Raw genomic sequence first — 17,710 nt, 5'->3', positions numbered from 1 at the left:
CTGTATGTTTGGCACGTTTATCCATTTTAGTGACAATGACTATATGAGTTTTTGATATGAAGAAGAACAGATTATTCAGCCTTTTGTTGTTTCTGTTAGTGGCCAACAGTATGTTTGCCCAGTTAGGGAAAGCTGTCCGGGAGATACTGACCGGAGACAGTGCCGTTACCCATACCACGGTCCGGAATGATTCGGATTCCATACGGATGGCAAATATGAAAAGGGAGTTGGAAGAGGCACGTCTGAATGAAGCCAATATGCGTATGGAAATGGAGCAGTTGAGGTTGAAGGCCTTTGCTGCCGATTCTGTGAAGCTGGCACAGCAGAAAGCACGCATCGACTCGCTCCGTCAGTTCACTCCGGGCGTACCGGTGGTGGTTGAGGGTGATACGCTGTTTTATCTCTACACCAAGCGTGGAGGATATACTCCGTTGCAGAGGGCTGAAATGATTGACGCGGCCATTACCCAATTGGGTAGACGGTTTACGCTGCATCCCGATTCGGTATATATAGAGAGCAGTGATATAGTGTCCGATTTGATGTATGGCAATAAGGTCATTGCTTCGTTTACCGACCAGGACGGGTTGTGGGAAGGACGTTCCCGTGAGCAACTGGCGGCAGATAAGCGTATTGTGGTGGTGAAGAAGCTGAAGGAACTGAAAGAGGAACACAGCTTCTGGCAATTGGGTAAACGGATTCTCTATTTCGTTTTAGTATTGGTGGGGCAATATCTCTTGTTCCGGCTTACTACCTGGCTTTTCCGTAAGCTGAAAGTACGTATCCAGAAGCTGAAGGACACAAAGTTGAAACCCATTTCCATTCAGGACTATGAACTGCTGGACACACAACGGCAGGTTAATTTGCTGATCTTCCTTTCCAACCTGTTGCGTTACGTGCTGGTGTTTCTCCAGTTGTTGATTACTGTTCCGCTTCTATTTGTTATTTTTCCGCAGACCAAGGGGTTGGCCGACACGATCTTTTCGTATATCTGGAATCCGGTGAAGGATATTTTGGTAGGCATCGTCGATTATATTCCCAATCTGTTCACCATCTTTATTATCTGGTATGCTATTAAATATCTGGTGCGTTTTGTTCACTATCTGTCCCGTGAGATTGAAGCTGGGCGGCTTAAGTTCGGCGGTTTTTATCCCGACTGGGCAATGCCTACTTTCCATATTATCCGCTTTTTGCTTTATGCATTTATGATTGCGATGATTTATCCTTATTTGCCGGGATCCAGAAGTGGGGTGTTTCAGGGAATATCGGTCTTCGTCGGATTGATCGTTTCGTTGGGGTCCAGTACGGTGATCGGTAATATCATTGCGGGACTCGTCATTACCTATATGCGTCCTTTCAAGTTAGGGGACCGCATCCAGCTGAATGATACTACCGGGAACGTGATAGAGAAAACACCTTTGGTGACCAGGATCAGGACACCGAAGAATGAAGTGGTGACAATCCCCAACTCGTTTATCATGTCGTCCCATACGGTGAACTATAGCTCTTCGGCGCGCGAATACGGATTGATTATTCACTCAGAGGTGACCATCGGTTACGATGCTCCCTGGCGTCAGGTGCACCAGTTGCTGATAGAAGCCGCCTTGAATACTCCCGGAGTGATTGATGATCCTCGTCCGTTTGTACTTGAAACGTCATTAAGCGACTGGTATCCGGTTTATCAGATCAATGCTTATATTCGCGAGGCGGATAAGTTGGCGCAAATTTATTCGGATCTGCATCAGAACATTCAGGATCGTTTTAATGAAGCGGGCGTCGAAATCATGTCACCTCACTATATGGCTATGCGTGACGGTAACGAGTCTACCATTCCGAAAGATGATCTGAGACCTAAAACCGATAAGCAGTAGTAAGCGGATGAGTCAAAAACTCACACCACGGAGGATCCCAAGTGGTTAAGTTTCCGGTTAATTAAGAATAAATACTTTATGGCACACTCTATGTCTTTTATCGTAAGAAATAAGTTTTCGCCCTGTTTTTTTGCTTTCTCAAACGATTGTTCCTATCTTTACGGAGATTAAAAAGAAGAATCCCGCCCGCTTGGTCAGTATCTGGATAGATCCTCTAAAAAAAGGCAGAAATCAAGATAAGTAAAAATCAAGACATAATACCATTAGAAACCGCTACCCGTAGCGGTTTTCTTTTTATACAAAATCAGGAAAATTGAAAATCGTCGTCCAGAGGGCGATATACCGTCGTCACGATCTCAACAAAACATCGTCTCGATGACAAAAAATCGTCGTCGTGATCTCAATTTTTCGGAGGGTAAACGCCCTTAAATCGATTTTGGTAATTATAGAATACATTTTATAGGTTGTTGATTTGTTTTTGAATATTGATAAATAGAACCTCTCTGAGAGTCGGTTCTCCGATTCATTGCAGAGTGAAGAAGCAGGAGTACCACAGAGCTTTCAGGTTCTGATTTATTATAGAGGATATAGAGACTGATTCTATCTTATATATTCCTAAAGATTAAAACCCAGTGTCAGTTTGCGTAATCGGTTCCTGTGTCCCATAAAACAGAGCCGGCTCTTTCGTCGCGAAGAAGCCGGCTCTTTGAAAGTTGTGTATTTTTCAAGAGAGAGTGATTTATTTCTTTCGGGTCACTGTATAGAGTATATTCCCTTTTTTATCGATCATACGTAAGTTCAATTCCTTTTTATCGGCAGAACATACAGAAAAGCCCGGTTCGGGACTACAGAATTGAGTACCTTCAACCGGTTTCACCTTACGCGCCAGCGATCCGGCAGAGTTTACGATATAGTCGGTATCACTGCCCGGTACACGGATATGCTGGAAGTTGTGAATGTGTCCGCAGATGTACATATCTACCTTATGCTTCCTCAGGATAGGGTCGAGCCGTTTTTGCAAATCACCGCGCTCACTCTGGTCTTTCGGTGTTTCGGCATAGATAGGATGATGGCCGGCAACGATTACCCAGTCCTCTTTGGCAGCAGTCAGCACAGAATCCAGCCAAGCCAGTTGTCCGTTCATATCCTGCCGGCAGGCATCGGGATAAGTTTCGGTTTCGTTGCGGTATTTGTCGATCAGGGGAGCGGTATCTATCCAGACAATGCGGATGGTGGCACCTTTTTCTTCAAACGTCTTGGTGTAATAACGTGCAGGCATGGTCCAGCGGCGGCTCACCCGGCTGTAGTCCAGTACAGCCTGTGTATTACCCCGGTATTCGTGGTTTCCCAACACAGGATACCAGTCGATCATCAGCTCCGGATGACTGTAGATCAGCTCAAAGTTGGTCATCCAAAGCGGGTCGTCCACGCTGCGTACTCCTTCGAAGTGATGGACGTCTCCGGGAGCCAGTACAAATTCAGGGCCTATTTCCTCGCCCATGGTTCCCATTAATTCGGCGATTGGTTTCTGGTCGTAGTAGCCGTTACGTCCCAGATCGTTGGCAATATAGAAGTTAAACTTCTTGTCGAATATAGAGTAGTCCCTGATCTGGGCTGAGGCTACCGCCCCGATGAAGATAAACAGAAGTGTCAGTAAGTTCTTTAATTTCATAAATATGGTTTTTTATATTGATTATTAATGAATTGAATACGTTTTTTCATCAGTGATGCGAGAAGACGGTTTTAATCTCAGGCCCACGGTGCACCGTTTCTAAAGGAGCGGTGCACCGTTTTTTAATCAGCGGTGCACCGTTGATTCAACCTCCTCTGATAGCCGGTTAGAAGTTGATCTTAAACCCGGCATTAATCTTTACGCCATAATATTCCGCCTGCATCGTACGGTCTTTTGTCCCCTGATAATAGCGGAGCGGCTGATTCAGCAGGTTGTTTGCTTCGGCATAGAGGGTGTAGTGTTTTGCAAAAGTGTAACTGGCGTTTACGTCCAGATAGCTCACACGGTCATAATAGCGGTCGTGAAAGGCGTCTTCACCCATCTCGTCAATAAAGGCGGAGGCAAAGTTATAACTCAGGCGGAGATTCAGCCCGCTTTTCTCAAAATAAAGTGACGCGTTGGCGGTATGCTTCGGAGAGCCCGGCAGGCTCAGGTCCTTTTCGTTCTCGCGTCCTTCGAAGTTGAAGTCTTCTACACGGGAGTGGGTGAAAGTATACGTGCCATAGAAGCCGACACATTTCAGGGCAGGAGCGATAAATCCGAAATCACGCTGGTAAGAGAGTTCCATACCTATCAGATTGGCATTGCCTGCATTCTTGGGTTGGATAAAGCGGTTGTATAGGTTGCCGTTGTATTCGTAGTTCGTAGCCACCTGGTTGACAATGAAATCGTCTATTTTCTTGTAGAATACTCCTGCGCTGACCAGGCCGATACTCTTGAAGTAATAATCCGCGCTCAGGTCGAAGTTATAAGAAAGAGTCGGTTTCAGGCCGGGATTACCCACTGTCACTTCGTTATCCGAACGTTTAATGTTGACGCTGGGCACCAGGGCGGAATACTTCGGGCGCGACAGCGTCTGGGTAAACGAACCGCGTACCTTGAAATCTTCATTTATGTTCCACTTCATAAGGAGTGACGGAAGGAAGTTGATGTAACTGTTTGTTTCTCGGGCAGTCTTTGAGGTTTGGTCTGTTTCATCGTCATACGTCCGTCCGGTATAGCTGAGGCTGGTATTCTCAATGCGTAGTCCTGTCATCAGCTCCACGTTGTCGGTGAGTTTCTGGTCGAAGCGGATGTATCCCGAGCTTACAGTCTCGCGTGCTTCGAAGTTGCCCGCCAGTTCTTCCTGTACCTGTTCTTTGTCAAAGAGGGAAGGATTGTTCAGATCCAGTGAGCCTGCATATTCTTTGCTGGCATAAACACCTGCCTTGTATTTGTTACTCGGCATGAAGTTTTTGTTAGTCTGATCTACCGTATTTTGCAGGCTGTGGGTCATAAATGCATCTTCATCTTTCGGGGTATATTCATAGAAATCCACCTCCTTGTCTTTGGTTTTGCGCACTACTTTGGCTCCAAACTTCAGTTTGTTTCCGTTTTGGAACGGAAGCTTGAAGTTCATGGAGAATTTCAGATCTTCTTCTTTGATGTCTTGTTGTTGTTCGGTAAGTTCTTTCAGGCCGAAATCCTTGTTCAGCGTCATCGTAGAGCCGGGCTTCGGAGTAGCCAATGGTTCGCGTTCGTTACTCAGATCCATATCGAATTGTTGCTTCTTGAGCTGAAAGTCGATGTAACGCTCGTTCGGACGCTCCTCGGTTGCTTGGGCATAACTGGCGTTCCAGTCCATAGATAGCGGTCCGAACAGATGCTCCCCGCCCAATGTGAAGTCCATTGTGCGCTGGCGTTCCAGACGGGCATTCCGATTGTCGGGTGTGCCGGCTTTAGTCTGTACGCGTACGGTTGCTTTGCCTTCTTCGTCCAGATCTTTAAGAGTAGTGCGGTACCGGTTTTCCCAGTCGTTCCGGTTATTGAAAATACCTTTGAACATCAGTTTATGGTTTTCGTTGATGTCCCAATCCAGGGCTGCCGAATAGCTCTGGCGTTCGCGGGTCACATAATACTGGCGTATCTGATAGTCATTGATGTATACATTGCCTTTATCGTCTTTCTCCCAGAGGAATTCCGTATCGTACGAACCCGAAGGGGCATTTTGATACGAAGCCGATAGCATGACTCCCAGTTTATCATTAAAGAAGCGGTCGCCATAAGTCAATCCCAGGTTCAGCTGTGCCTTTTCGCTGATCCAGTTGTAGCCGGAACCGGCTGTGGCTGTCAGCGTACGTTTATAAGGAGAGTTCTTGGTGACCAGATTGATCGATCCTCCGATGGCGTCGCCGTCCATGTCCGAGGTTACCACTTTGCTCACTTCGATGGTCTGAATCATATCCGCCGGAATCAGGTCAAGCTGCACGTTACGTGTATCACCTTCTGCCGATGGGATGCGGTTACCGTTGATCGTGACAGAACTGAGGTCTGCCGATGTACCGCGTACCTGTCCGAAACGGGCTTCACCCTGGTCATATTGAACGTTGATACCCGAGATGCGTTTCAGCGCATCTCCGATGTTCGAGTCCGGAAACTTACCTACCTGATCGGCAGAAACCACATTCTTGATGCCCAGACTGTTCTTTTGTGAGTTGATGGCGCGGCGCTGGCCTTGAAAAGCACCGCCTATTACAATTTCCTGCAATTCGACCCCTTCATTCAGTATGACATCTCTTTCGAGCGTCTTGCCTTCGGGAATCGTTATTTTCATTTCTACGGGAGCATATCCCACATAGCTTACTTTTACGGTGTAAGTTCCCGGATTGAGATTGGCGAAGGTATAAAAACCGTTTACGTCGCTGGTTACTCCTGTTTTCAGGTTCTCGATGTAGATCGAGGCCCCCGGTAATGTCTGTTTGGATGTGTCGATGATACGTCCCCGGATCGTACCTTGTTTTACTACGTTTGCTTTTTCATCGGCGTAGAGATGACTGCCCATGTTCGATAATAAAAGAACGAATGATACCAGTTTCAGAATTCGTTTCATATTTGTTAGTATGCGTTAATAATTTGTTGCAAAAGTAGAGGGAGGAAGTTTCGTCACTTTTACAGTTGTTTGAACGCTGGGTGACAAAGATGTTACGATTCTGTTATCGCCTGTCCGTCGTTATCTTCTTACCCAATAACACTAAAACAGTCAATAATACCCCGTTTTTTGAAAAGTTACCTTTCGGGATGTCCGGTATCTTTGTGCTGTGTAGAGAATAATCCTGTGATGTACCATCAAGTTTATTATTAGTTATGAAGAGATTCTTTTTAAGCAGCTTTCTTTTAATGATGCTGGGCATAAGTGCTCATGCACAAAAACTGATTCTTCCTGTTCCCTCTGACCTTCCCAGCAAGGCGCAACAGAAGCAGATCGCACGTAAGTATGGCATGTTCATTCACTTTGGCATCAATACTTTCCATAATGAAGAGTGGACGGACGGTTCCAAGCCGGCTTCCTCGTATGCGCCTGTTGCCATTGATGCCGAACAGTGGATAAGAACCGCCAGGGATGCGGGTATGAAATATGTGATTCTGATCACTAAACATCACGATGGGTTCTGTCTTTGGGACAGTAAGTATACCGATTACGATGTGGCTGCTTCCGGAAACAAAACCGATGTGGTAGAAGCTGTGGCCAAGGCTTGCAAAAAGTATAAAATTGGGCTTGGGTTATATTACTCACTTTGGGACCGCAAAATGAACCGGGACGTTGACGACCGGAGTAAAGATGCCGGATACAATGAGTATATGCTTCGGCAACTCGCCGAACTGGTCGACATTGCACGAAAGCATACTCCTATTGTTGAGTTCTGGTTTGACGGAGGATGGGTGAAACAGAATTACCGTTGGCCGGTGATGGATATCTATCAAACCATCAAGTCGAAAGAACCCGAATGCCAGATAGGCATCAACTGGAGCATCGGTTCACCTGAAAATGCGGATGCGCATCCTGTGTTGCCGGGTGATCAACGGGCGGGATATCCGATTCGTTATTTTCCGAGTGACTTCAGACTGGGCGATCCGTACCTGCCGGCAGACGATGACCCGAAGCTGTTTACCCATGACGGCAAAGATTATTATATGCCTTGGGAGTCGACCGTTTGTATTAGTGACCGTTGGTTTTATCATACTACGGATACAAACTTCAAGTCTGTTGACGAGTTGGCGAAACTATACCGTCAATGTACCAGGAATGACAATATTTTGATTTTAAACTGCCCTCCCGGTCGTGACGGCAAACTGAGGCAAGAAGATATCACGATTCTGAACCGCTTGCGTGAGAAGCTGAATCTTTCTTCCGTAAGTAAGTGATATCATTCAATTGTTTCGCCCGGTATTCTCTGGGCGAACATTGGGTCAGCTTGCTGAACAGGCGGGTGAATTGCGCAGGATTATAAATGCCGACACATTCCGCTATCTGCATGATATTGAGTTTCGAAGAGATCAGCATGGCTTGTGCCCGTTCGATACGTTTCATCTGGATGTATTCGCAGGGAGGCACACCGATTATCTTTTTGAATACTTTCGAGAAATGGTCAGGGGTGAGACACATCCGCTCGGATAGCTCGATTACCGTAATACGTTTGTCGAGGTTCTTGTGGATGTATTGTATCACCTCGTCCAGTTTGATGTATGAGTTACTGCCGTGTAGTTGACTCATACTGGCTTCTGTAATGAAGCGGGAGAAAAGTTGCAGCAGGATTCCATGACTCTCTATGGTGTGGGACAACTGCGATAGATTTTTCTCGGTCCTGTTTTCATAAAGTGACTTGGTATTGTCATAACTCTGTGGGTCTACAACCTGTAATGACTTGTACGGATTAAGTTCCAGATAACGTTTTATCAGTGAGAAGTCCATCGGAGCGGCTTCCGGTTGCAAGTTTAGCTGAAGTGGATTGAGCACTCCCGGCACTCCGTTCAAATCATCAAAGAAACAGATATAATAGTGATCCATAAAGTCATCGCATTCATAACTGTGGAAGGCAAACTTGGGGATTAGGAACAATTGGCCCGGTAAAAGGTCATAAACCACATTATTTATATATACTCTTCCTCGTCCGTTCTCAATATAGTACAGGCGGTAAAACGGACTGATGACATTCCTGAAATTCCACCAGTTCTCTACACGCTTGAAGCCGGCGTAGAGCATAGATAATGAAAAGGTGTATGTCGTGTTTGAGATTGGCATATGTATCGTTTGAGGCAAACACATTGTTTTTATGCGGGTTTAAAGGTAAATGTTTGGGGCTAAAAAAACAAATGGATAACGTGTTTTTATACGTTATCCATTTATATTGGGACAGTCGGACTATTTTAAACGGATGGAATAGATGCTGGGATGTCCGTCGGACTGTTGAATTTGTATACGGAACTGTCGGGTTGTCAATACTTCGGGAAGTGTGAATTCGATGATTCCGTATCCCATGAAACTATTGGAATTGGTGAGTGGCAATACTTCGCTTTGGTAAACCTGTATCTCTTTTCCTTCCTTTATTGCCTCGACGGAGAACTTCCGGATGCTGTTCTCTGATTCTATTATAAAGAACTTGCTGAAACTGGCTTCCCTGTCCAGAGTGACAGTGATGGAGCCGACGGAGTCTGCACTGATCCAGGAGGTTGTAACGTCACTGTCCACTGCATAATTGGCTCCGTAATGGAGGGTGTCGTTTTTGAGTGTGCTGCTTGCTTCGGCCCGTGCATCGGTCGTGATAGACTGGGGACGCTTCAACGTTTTCGGGAACGGTTTACCGGAATCGATACCCAGCAGCTTGGCCAGTTCTTTGATGCGCTCCACTGCTTTGGGGCTTTGTTCGCCGTTGGTGTCCGGTGGGATATTCAGTAGCAAACAGTTGTCATTGGATGTTGCCACATAGAATATTTCCTCCAACTCGTCGAGTTCACGTACGGTACTGTCTTCCGGATGATTGAACCAACTGCCAAGGACAGAAATGGTCTGTGTGCTTTCAAAAGGCAGATAGTATTGCTTCCCGCTATGTGTATATATTTTAGGATCATCCTTTACCGGGAGAAACGGGTCCCATAAACGGAAGTCAGACGGGAAGTAGATGATTGAATCGCCCTCCTGCATGTCTACCGGACGTTTGCCGATAGTCCAGTTGGTAGATATCTGACATTCTGGTTGCATCTTTTTGACGTAATCGTATACCTCTTGCAGATGCCAGTCTTCCACTTTACGGTCCCATCCACCGTCGAACCAGAGTTCGTGTACGGTTCCATATTGGGTCATCAGCTCCTCAAGTTGATTTTTCATAAACCCGATGTATTTATATTTGTCGGAATCCTTATAGCTGGGTTCATGGCGGTCCCAAAGAGAATAATATATGGAAAATGCGATTCCCTGTTCGTGGCAGGCATCCGATACGGCGCGTACGATGTCTACTTTGTGCTTGATGCCCGGATTGGCGATGTCATGGTCGGTATATTTACTGTCCCAAAGGCAGAAGCCATCGTGGTGTTTCGTAATAAGTACGATGGAGCGCATTCCGGCTTCTTTGGCTGTCTTCACCCATTGTGCGGCTTTCTGCGCGATGTCGGCAGGAGGGGCATACGTTGAGGCGGGGGCAGTGCCGTCACTCCATTCCACGTTGAGGTAAGTGTTCATGCCGAAGTGGAGAAACATGCCGTATTTACGGTCAATCATGGCTTGTTGCCCTTTGGTAGGCAGGGGCCCCGTCTGTACGGCAGTAGATGTACAGGCATATAAGGCTGCACCCAGGCAGACTCCACAGGCTGCTTTGCAAATGTTTGTAAGATGTTTCATGATGATCAGATATAATATAAAATGTAATATGCTGCAAAGATGGTCATTTTATGGTTACCGGTTCTGGCTGAATCCGTGATAAACTTTGCTAAATCCGTCATTCTCTGCCGGTCGCTTCCATTGGGAATATCTTTCGGGTAACTTGAGTGATACGTTTTGTACGCTGAGTGATAGCTTATCCCTGAAAAAATGCGTAAAATTGCACTCAGGTTTTCCATTATTAACTAACAAAATAAAACTATGCATTTGACTACAAAATTATTTCTTGCCGCAACGCTGCTTGCCGGTAACCTGTTTGCTTCATTTGCCGGCGATGTTACGCTGAAGATTACGAAGAAGTATATCAACCTTCCCGTGTCCCACCAAATGGACCGGAAGAAAATGACATTCGAGGTGAAAGGGGCTCCGGAACGTAATTTCGTGATTCGCCTGGCCGACGGGAAACCCGATTATTGGGTATTTTGCGATGTTTCTTCCTGGAAAGGCAAGACACTCCGAATCAGCTATGAAGGAGAGTCTGCCGGATTGGAGAAGATCTATCAGGACGATGTGATTGCGGGGCAAGACAGCCTGTATAAAGAGAAGAACCGTCCGCAATTTCACTTCACTACCCGTCGCGGATGGATTAACGATCCTAACGGATTGGTTTACTATGAAGGTGAATACCATCTTTTCTATCAGCATAATCCTTACGAACGGGAATGGGAGAACATGACCTGGGGACATGCCGTGAGCCGTGACCTGGTACATTGGGAGGAACTGCCGGATGCTTTGCACCCCGATGAACTGGGAACCATCTTCTCCGGTTCGGCCGTGATCGATTATGATAATACCGCCGGATTTAATAAAAAAGGAGAGCCCGCACTGGTAGCCGCCTATACAGTGGATAATCCGGAGAAACAGCGGCAGTGCATTGCCTACAGCCTCGACCGGGGACGTACGTTTACCAAATACGAAGGCAATCCGGTGATAGACTCAAAGGCAAAATGGAATAGTAAAGACACACGTGATCCGAAAGTTTTCTGGTACGCACCCGGCAAACATTGGGTGATGGTGCTCAACGAGCGGGACGGACATTCCATCTATAACTCTTCCGACCTGAAGAACTGGGAGTACAAGAGCCATGTTACCGGTTTCTGGGAATGTCCCGAACTGTTTGAGCTGCCGGTTGACGGAGATAAGAATCACACGAAATGGGTGATGTACGGAGCCTCGGGTACTTATATGCTGGGATCGTTCGATGGTCAGACATTTACTCCGGAGGCGGGTAAGTACTACTATTATACAGGAAGTATGTATGCTGCCCAAACCTATAGCAACCTGCCTGCCAGTGACGGACGTCGCATCCAGATAGGCTGGGGACGAATTTCACACGATGGTATGCCGTTCAACGGAATGATGCTGCTGCCCAATGAACTGACTCTTCGTACTACTTCAAAGGGAGTCCGTTTGTTTAGTGTTCCTGTCAGGGAGGCAGAGCAACTGTTCCGGCCGGTAGGAAACTGGACATCACTTACTTCTGATGCAGCCAACGGGCGGTTGCAATCATTTTCCGATAAAGACTGTTTGCGGATACGGACTACCATCAAGTTATCACATGCCACCAGTGCCGGACTGAATCTTTACGGACAGCCTCTGGTGGATTATGACATGAACTCCAATCTGATAAACGGTGTGTTCTATTCACCCGACGACCGCACCAGTATGGAACTGACAGCCGACATATACATCGACCGTACCTCCATCGAAGTCTTCATCGACGGAGGAGCTTATTCGTATTCGATGAAACGGAGCCCGCGTGAAGGAAATCGCGAAGGACTTCACTTCTGGGGTAACAACATAGAAGTCAAGAACTTGGAAGTGTTCTCGGTAAAATCCATCTGGTAACGAACATTTTCTTTTGATAAGGCGTCCTGTTTCTTTGCTTCAGGACGTCTTATATACGTATTACTAAGGAGAACACAGCATGAAAAACACAAATCTATTTCGGTTCGGCATTTTGCTTTTTGCAGGCCTGTTCGTATTCCTGTCTTCTTGCCAACGGAAGGAAGAGGCGGACAGAAAATATGTTATCGGTTTTTCTCAGTGCACTTCCGATTCCTGGCGCGAAGCCGTATTGCTCGAAATGCAGATTGAGGCCTCCAATTACCGCAACGTGGAGTTGGTAGTATATAATGCAATGGATAACAGCAGTCGGCAGGTAGCCCAGATCCGTAAACTGATCTCGCAGAATGTGGATGTACTTATCATTTCACCCAACGAAGCTGTTCCCATTACCGACGTGGCAGTGGAAGCCTACCGGAAAGGCATTCCTACCATTATCCACGACCGTAAGATACAGTCGGATGAATATACGGTTTCTATCGGCGCCAATAATTACAACATCGGTTCTGCCATCGGCGAATATATCAACGGACAACTTTCTCCCAATTCCCAAATACTTGAAATATGGGGACTGGAAGGCTCTTCGCCCGCCATGGAACGCCATGACGGGTTTATTGACCATCTCCGCAGCGACAAAAACTTCCGGGTGACCCAGGTTTTTGGTAAGTGGCACTATAACAGTGCTTACGATGCTGTCAGCAAGCTGCCTGCTTTTACAGATATCGACTTGGTGTATGCCCATAATGATGTGATGGCTCTTGCTGCACGTGATGTCATTATGAAGCGTGACTCTGTGTCCGGCAGACGTATCCGGTTTATAGGTATCGACGGAGTATATGGTGATGGAGCCGGGTTGCAGGCTGTAGCCGACGAGAAATTGGAAGCCTCTTTTCAGTATCCTACCGGAGGAGCTATCTCCATTCAGGTGGCCATGGCCATTATCAATGGGGAGAAGGTGAAGAAAAACTACGTATTGAATACCGCTATCATTAACCGGGGAAACGCAAAAACCATTCTGGCACAGTCCGAACAACTGAACCATTACCAGAAGCGGATCAACCGCCAGAAGCAGGAAGAAGACAATCTGCTGTCTCGTTTCAAGTTCCTGCGCAACTCCACCATATTGATCCTGGCGTTGATGTTACTCATTATCCCTCTGTTGGGATATGTCATGTACATGAATCTTCGTATCAAGAACAAAAACAAAGAACTGTATGATAAAAACCAGCTTGTAGAGGCGCAGAAGGAGGAACTGGCGGTCAAGAATAACCAGATAGAAAACATCTCGAACCAGAAACTGCAGTTCTTTACCAATATCTCCCACGAAATCCGTACTCCCCTTACGTTAATACTGGGGCCGGTAAACAAACTGATTAAAAACTCCAGGCTCGATCCTTCTATTCAGGAAGATGTGGCTTTGATGAAGCGGAACGTAGACCGGCTCTACCGGATTGTCAATCAGATACTCGATTTTCGCAGGATTGACAACGACAAGATGAAACTGATTCTGCGTCAGGTAGATCTGATAGGAATGGTCAGAGAGGTCTTCGATTACTTTACCGGTATTGCTCAGGAGAAGCAGATCCATTATCAGTTCTGCACCAACATCGACGAGCTGAATATCCATATCGATGTCAATAAGATAGAGCAGGTATTGGTGAATATCATTTCGAATGCTTTTAAATATTCGGATGGCGGCGGAGATATTTCCGTCAGGGTTATCGGTGAGGCAGAAACTGTTCTGGTGGAAGTGGAGGATCATGGGCGGGGGATTTCAAAAGAGAGCATGGAGCATCTCTTCGAGCGGTTTTATACCGGTAATAAGACATTCGGTACGGCAGGTTTCGGCATCGGACTTAATCTTTCGAAAGAATACGTCGATTTGCATGACGGTGAAATTCGTGTAGAGAGCCAGCCCGGAGAATATACCTTGTTCAGCGTCCGGCTTTACAAAGATATGGCTCACTATACCCACGAATATATACTGGAAGAGACCGACCGTTTCAATCTGAGTTATCATGACATGGAAGTGGATACGACGATAGTGAATGAAATGCTGTCCACGACCTACGATTATCATATTCTGGTGGTGGAAGACGACCCCGATGTGCGATACAGCCTGCGGAAGGAGCTGTCCGACAATTTCCGGGTCGAAGTGGCGGGTAATGGCAATGAAGCGTTGGACCTGTTGGGGAAGGATGTCGCTTTCCACCTGATTCTGAGTGACGTGCTGATGCCTGGTATGAATGGTTTCCAGTTGGTCAACCGGGTGAAGAACGATCTTGCTTTCAGCCATATCCCTATCATACTTCTGACTGCTTTGTCCGAAGACAGCCAGCGCATTTACGGCATTGCCGAAGGGGCGGACGAGTATATTCCCAAACCTTTCAACATCGACTTCCTGAAAATACGTATCATCAACATGATTTCGGAACGGCAAAAGATGAAGGAAGCTTATATGAAGAATCTCCGGGCCGGTACGATGGACAATGTGGAGGTATGCAAACTGATGAAGGTAGACGAGTTGTTCAGGGACAAGCTGCTGAGCATTGTCGACACGCAATATGAAAACTCCGATTTCAGCATCGAAGACCTGAGTGAACATTTGGGATTGTCGAGGGTGCACCTTTACCGGAAGATGAAAACACTGTTCGGGGTTTCACCCACTGATTACCTGAGGAATTACCGGCTCAATAAAGCAATGCTTTTGCTTAAAGCCCGGCAGTATAATATCAGTGAGATAGCTTATATGACCGGTTTTACTTCGCCCGCCTATTTCACTAAATGTTTCCGTACACTTTATGGGGTCACTCCGACAGAGGCAATGGTGGCTAACTGAATATGGGAAACAGATCGTTCTGTCTACGCACCGTATGCAACTCTGTATACAGTACGTATATAGAGTAGTATACGAGCCGTAGATAATGCTGTATACGCATTATACAAAATTGGAGGGTGTGTCGAAACTCACCACAGAGGACACAGAGTAACATAGAGCAATTTTTAAGTTATTGATTATCAACATTCTTATTCTGTGATAATCTGTGTAATCTGTGGTAAAAAGAGTTTTGACACAGCCCCACGATATGAAATGTGCCGGTATGTTTACTGTTAGGCCGTTGGATCATCTACAATATCACCATCGCCATCTCCTTGAGATGCGCCGATGTTGATAAATCGACTGACAGTTCTCGGCGTTTTTAGCATTGTCTGCGAACTGTGGCAGTATTGTGTGGTCAGTCGCAGCTCATAGGTTCCGTCTTTCAAGTCGGCAGGAAGTAGCACCAATACTTCCGAGGGGTTGTTTATGGCAATCATATCCATCGGTAACTTCGTTTCTGTGCCTTTTTCGTCAATCAATACGATACCTACGGCAGAGTCTGTGCCTGTTACTTTAATATTCTTTCCTTGCAGGCGATAGTTACGTCCCGCAGTTGCACTACCGTCCGTAGCACGGGTGGCGGCGTCTTCACCGCCGATGAAGTAGGCCGAGTCACCTTTGGCTCCCAGAATTTTCACGCCGGTCCGTGCGATAGCTTCACGTAAATCCTTATCCTGATTGAAGGAAACATAGATAGAATTTTTCTCGGGATTCCATACTCCACCGTCTATTACCCCGCGAAACTGTGGTACGGCACGAAAAAGCCCCGTATTGACAGAGTATCCGTTCAGTACCAATTCCGATACTGTGCGCTGAAAAAGATCGACGGCATGCTTTAAAGTCTCTGCCCGCAAACCGGTATCTTCTTTCTTCATTTCATCCAGTACATCGGATAGCGTCAGGTTTCCGGCGCTCTCCAATATCAGGATTTTGTCTTCTTTGTTGTCGGTGGTCACGGTATTGTCCGCAAGCCAGCCTTTGAGTTCGGTTTTCATGATTTGTTAAGTTTAAAAGTGAATATTATTGTTTGGTACCTTTTACGCAACGGACAGAATGCCCGTCACCTTTCGGACCATCAGCTTGTATTTCTATGCTAAGTGTAGATCGAGCATCAAGAACAAGCCTACGCGCCCAATTATTATTACTATTATTATTATCACTACTCCAATAAAAGCCAACTTCTCCGACAAAATGTGTCCCTACTGTACCACATCCTCCTTCTCCTCTTGCTCCTGCTACAGTGAGAAAGATTCCTTTGCTGTTATTCATAAACCATACGCCCTTATTAGTCACTATTTTATTTGTACATCGAGAAAGTTTAGTCAATTCGTTTATCGATGGTGTTCGCCATCCTGAACCATATGTCGTAGGGTTAAGTCTTGCGCATGGATCTATATTGTTTCTATTATAATCTTGATTCCAAGTATAATAATATCCATAATCAGTTGAAGTAGTCCACACATAATTATTACTCGCTCCTGTACTTTTCAGATTCCCATCCGCCCATATTAATTTGGCCAGGTCTTTCTTATCCTGAGCCGTACATCCGTTTTGCGTAAGATTAATATCACTCTCCAACACATTGATGCCGGGACCTTTTTTAAACTGTATTTTTAGTGTATAGCTCATTCCCTCTTTCAACTGTACGCTTTGGGTGGACGTGATTTCGGTGTTGTTGTTCACAATCCGTCCTCCTACCGTCAGCGTATTGAAATGCACTGTAATCGTTCTGGCCCCTGCAAACGGAACCATGCGTATGGTTGTACTCAGGGTCGTGTTCGGATTGAATGCTGCCGTATTATTCGTGTTGGCAGCTACCACATTGCTCGAAGGACCGATTGTCCATGATGTGGAGTTTCCCCCTTGCTTTACGTATACACCCGTGCAATTACTGATCGCATTGCTCGGGTATCCGGTGGGACTAATGGAAATTGTCAGTTTACACAACTTCTGACTGAAACTCACCGGAAGGTTGTGGCTGAGGCTGTTTACATTCGTTATATCTCCGGAATCGAAGGTCATGAAGTCCTTGCTCATGTTAGGGATAGAAACTGTGCTGCTGTTGTAGGCATACGTGGAAGGCATAGTTCCCAAGTCGGCAGCTGTAGCGGTATTAAAGGAGTAACCAACTACACGTATCGTTCCCGAGCGTGTCAGCAATTTCCCTTGTTTGAGTACAGGAGTGCCCGTACCATTTGAGGTGTAATCGGCCGCCGACTGGAAGACATAGTTATTTCCGGACTTCCAGAAAACAATTAGCCGGAAATAGACTCCTGAAGATACTGTTGCACGGGTATTTGCACGGGGTAGGGTATCTTCCGTCAGTTCCATCGAGGCTATCCGGGGACCTTCATAGTCCGGTTGCTCTCCCGTGCGTGTAGGGGAGAAAGCTTTTACCCCCACCCATTCGGCGATCAGGGGAGAGTGGTTACGGGTCGAAGCGTCATTAAAAGAGGAAGAATGATAGTCGTTGTCACCCGTCAGACTGATTTGGATGGGGATTAACTCGTCGGCAGTATCCCCGCTGTCAGCAGACAGGGGAGTCATTCTGTCATCTTCCGCACATCCTGCTATCGAAAGGCACAAACACAGCCATAAGGCTTTACCGAGACACTCTCGCGTAATAAAAGTTCTATTCATATACTATGATATTAAAGTGAATAATCGTATCAAAGACACATTGCAGACCTATA

10 protein-coding genes are annotated in these 17,710 nt (G+C 46.3%); 4 read left to right on the top strand and 6 right to left on the bottom strand.

From position 1 onward, the window contains the following. Positions 1 to 56: 56 nt before the first annotated feature. Positions 57 to 1,868 carry a mechanosensitive ion channel family protein gene (locus QK890_RS13935; protein WP_005822472.1) on the top strand — a complete coding sequence of 604 codons (1,812 nt, stop codon included), beginning with the start codon at positions 57 to 59 and terminating at the stop codon, positions 1,866 to 1,868. A gap of 739 nt (positions 1,869 to 2,607) precedes the next feature. Here QK890_RS13935 and QK890_RS13930 read toward each other — a convergent pair. Together QK890_RS13930 and QK890_RS13925 are read right to left on the bottom strand one after the other, a co-directional pair. After that, positions 2,608 to 3,540 carry a metallophosphoesterase gene (locus QK890_RS13930; RefSeq protein ID WP_005782938.1) on the bottom strand — a complete coding sequence of 311 codons (933 nt, stop codon included), beginning with the start codon at positions 3,538 to 3,540 and terminating at the stop codon, positions 2,608 to 2,610. A gap of 166 nt (positions 3,541 to 3,706) precedes the next feature. Continuing rightward, the gene (locus QK890_RS13925; protein ID WP_032540909.1) at positions 3,707 to 6,469 is read right to left on the bottom strand and encodes a TonB-dependent receptor; all 2,763 of its coding nucleotides are present in this window, start codon (positions 6,467 to 6,469) and stop codon (positions 3,707 to 3,709) included. A gap of 254 nt (positions 6,470 to 6,723) precedes the next feature. Here QK890_RS13925 and QK890_RS13920 point away from each other — a divergent pair, with 254 nt between their 5' ends. Next, on the top strand, positions 6,724 to 7,782 hold the full coding sequence (locus QK890_RS13920) for an alpha-L-fucosidase (protein ID WP_032540908.1): 1,059 nt from the start codon (positions 6,724 to 6,726) through the stop codon (positions 7,780 to 7,782). On the opposite strand, the gene QK890_RS13915 is transcribed toward QK890_RS13920, so the two are convergent. Both QK890_RS13915 and QK890_RS13910 read right to left on the bottom strand, forming a co-directional pair. Beyond that, the gene (locus QK890_RS13915) at positions 7,727 to 8,659 is read right to left on the bottom strand and encodes an AraC family transcriptional regulator (RefSeq protein WP_032540907.1); all 933 of its coding nucleotides are present in this window, start codon (positions 8,657 to 8,659) and stop codon (positions 7,727 to 7,729) included. The genes QK890_RS13920 and QK890_RS13915 overlap by 56 nt on opposite strands. Positions 8,660 to 8,779: 120 nt before the next feature. Beyond that, positions 8,780 to 10,252 carry an alpha-L-fucosidase gene (locus QK890_RS13910; RefSeq protein ID WP_050550278.1) on the bottom strand — a complete coding sequence of 491 codons (1,473 nt, stop codon included), beginning with the start codon at positions 10,250 to 10,252 and terminating at the stop codon, positions 8,780 to 8,782. 240 nt (positions 10,253 to 10,492) lie between these two features. Here QK890_RS13910 and QK890_RS13905 point away from each other — a divergent pair, with 240 nt between their 5' ends. After that, on the top strand, positions 10,493 to 12,139 hold the full coding sequence (locus QK890_RS13905) for a glycoside hydrolase family 32 protein (RefSeq protein WP_005782940.1): 1,647 nt from the start codon (positions 10,493 to 10,495) through the stop codon (positions 12,137 to 12,139). Between the two features lie 79 nt (positions 12,140 to 12,218). Then, positions 12,219 to 14,975 (top strand): substrate-binding domain-containing protein, encoded by a 2,757-nt coding sequence (locus QK890_RS13900; protein ID WP_032540905.1) that lies wholly within the window; start codon positions 12,219 to 12,221, stop codon positions 14,973 to 14,975. A 272-nt stretch (positions 14,976 to 15,247) separates the two neighbouring features. On the opposite strand, the gene QK890_RS13895 is transcribed toward QK890_RS13900, so the two are convergent. Both QK890_RS13895 and QK890_RS13890 read right to left on the bottom strand, forming a co-directional pair. Beyond that, the gene (locus QK890_RS13895) at positions 15,248 to 16,012 is read right to left on the bottom strand and encodes a DNA-binding domain-containing protein (protein WP_032531514.1); all 765 of its coding nucleotides are present in this window, start codon (positions 16,010 to 16,012) and stop codon (positions 15,248 to 15,250) included. Positions 16,013 to 16,037: 25 nt separating this feature from the next. Next, positions 16,038 to 17,657, bottom strand: a complete 1,620-nt coding sequence (locus QK890_RS13890) for an FISUMP domain-containing protein (RefSeq protein WP_032540904.1) — start codon at positions 17,655 to 17,657, stop codon at positions 16,038 to 16,040. Between the last annotated feature and the right edge of the window lie 53 nt (positions 17,658 to 17,710).

It is taken from the genome of Bacteroides sp. NGMCC 1.200775, from assembly GCF_040798045.1.
Taxonomy (GTDB): domain Bacteria; phylum Bacteroidota; class Bacteroidia; order Bacteroidales; family Bacteroidaceae; genus Bacteroides; species Bacteroides hominis.
The sequence above is the reverse complement of the archived record's forward strand: the minus strand, read 5'-3'. Positions and strand labels throughout refer to the sequence as shown.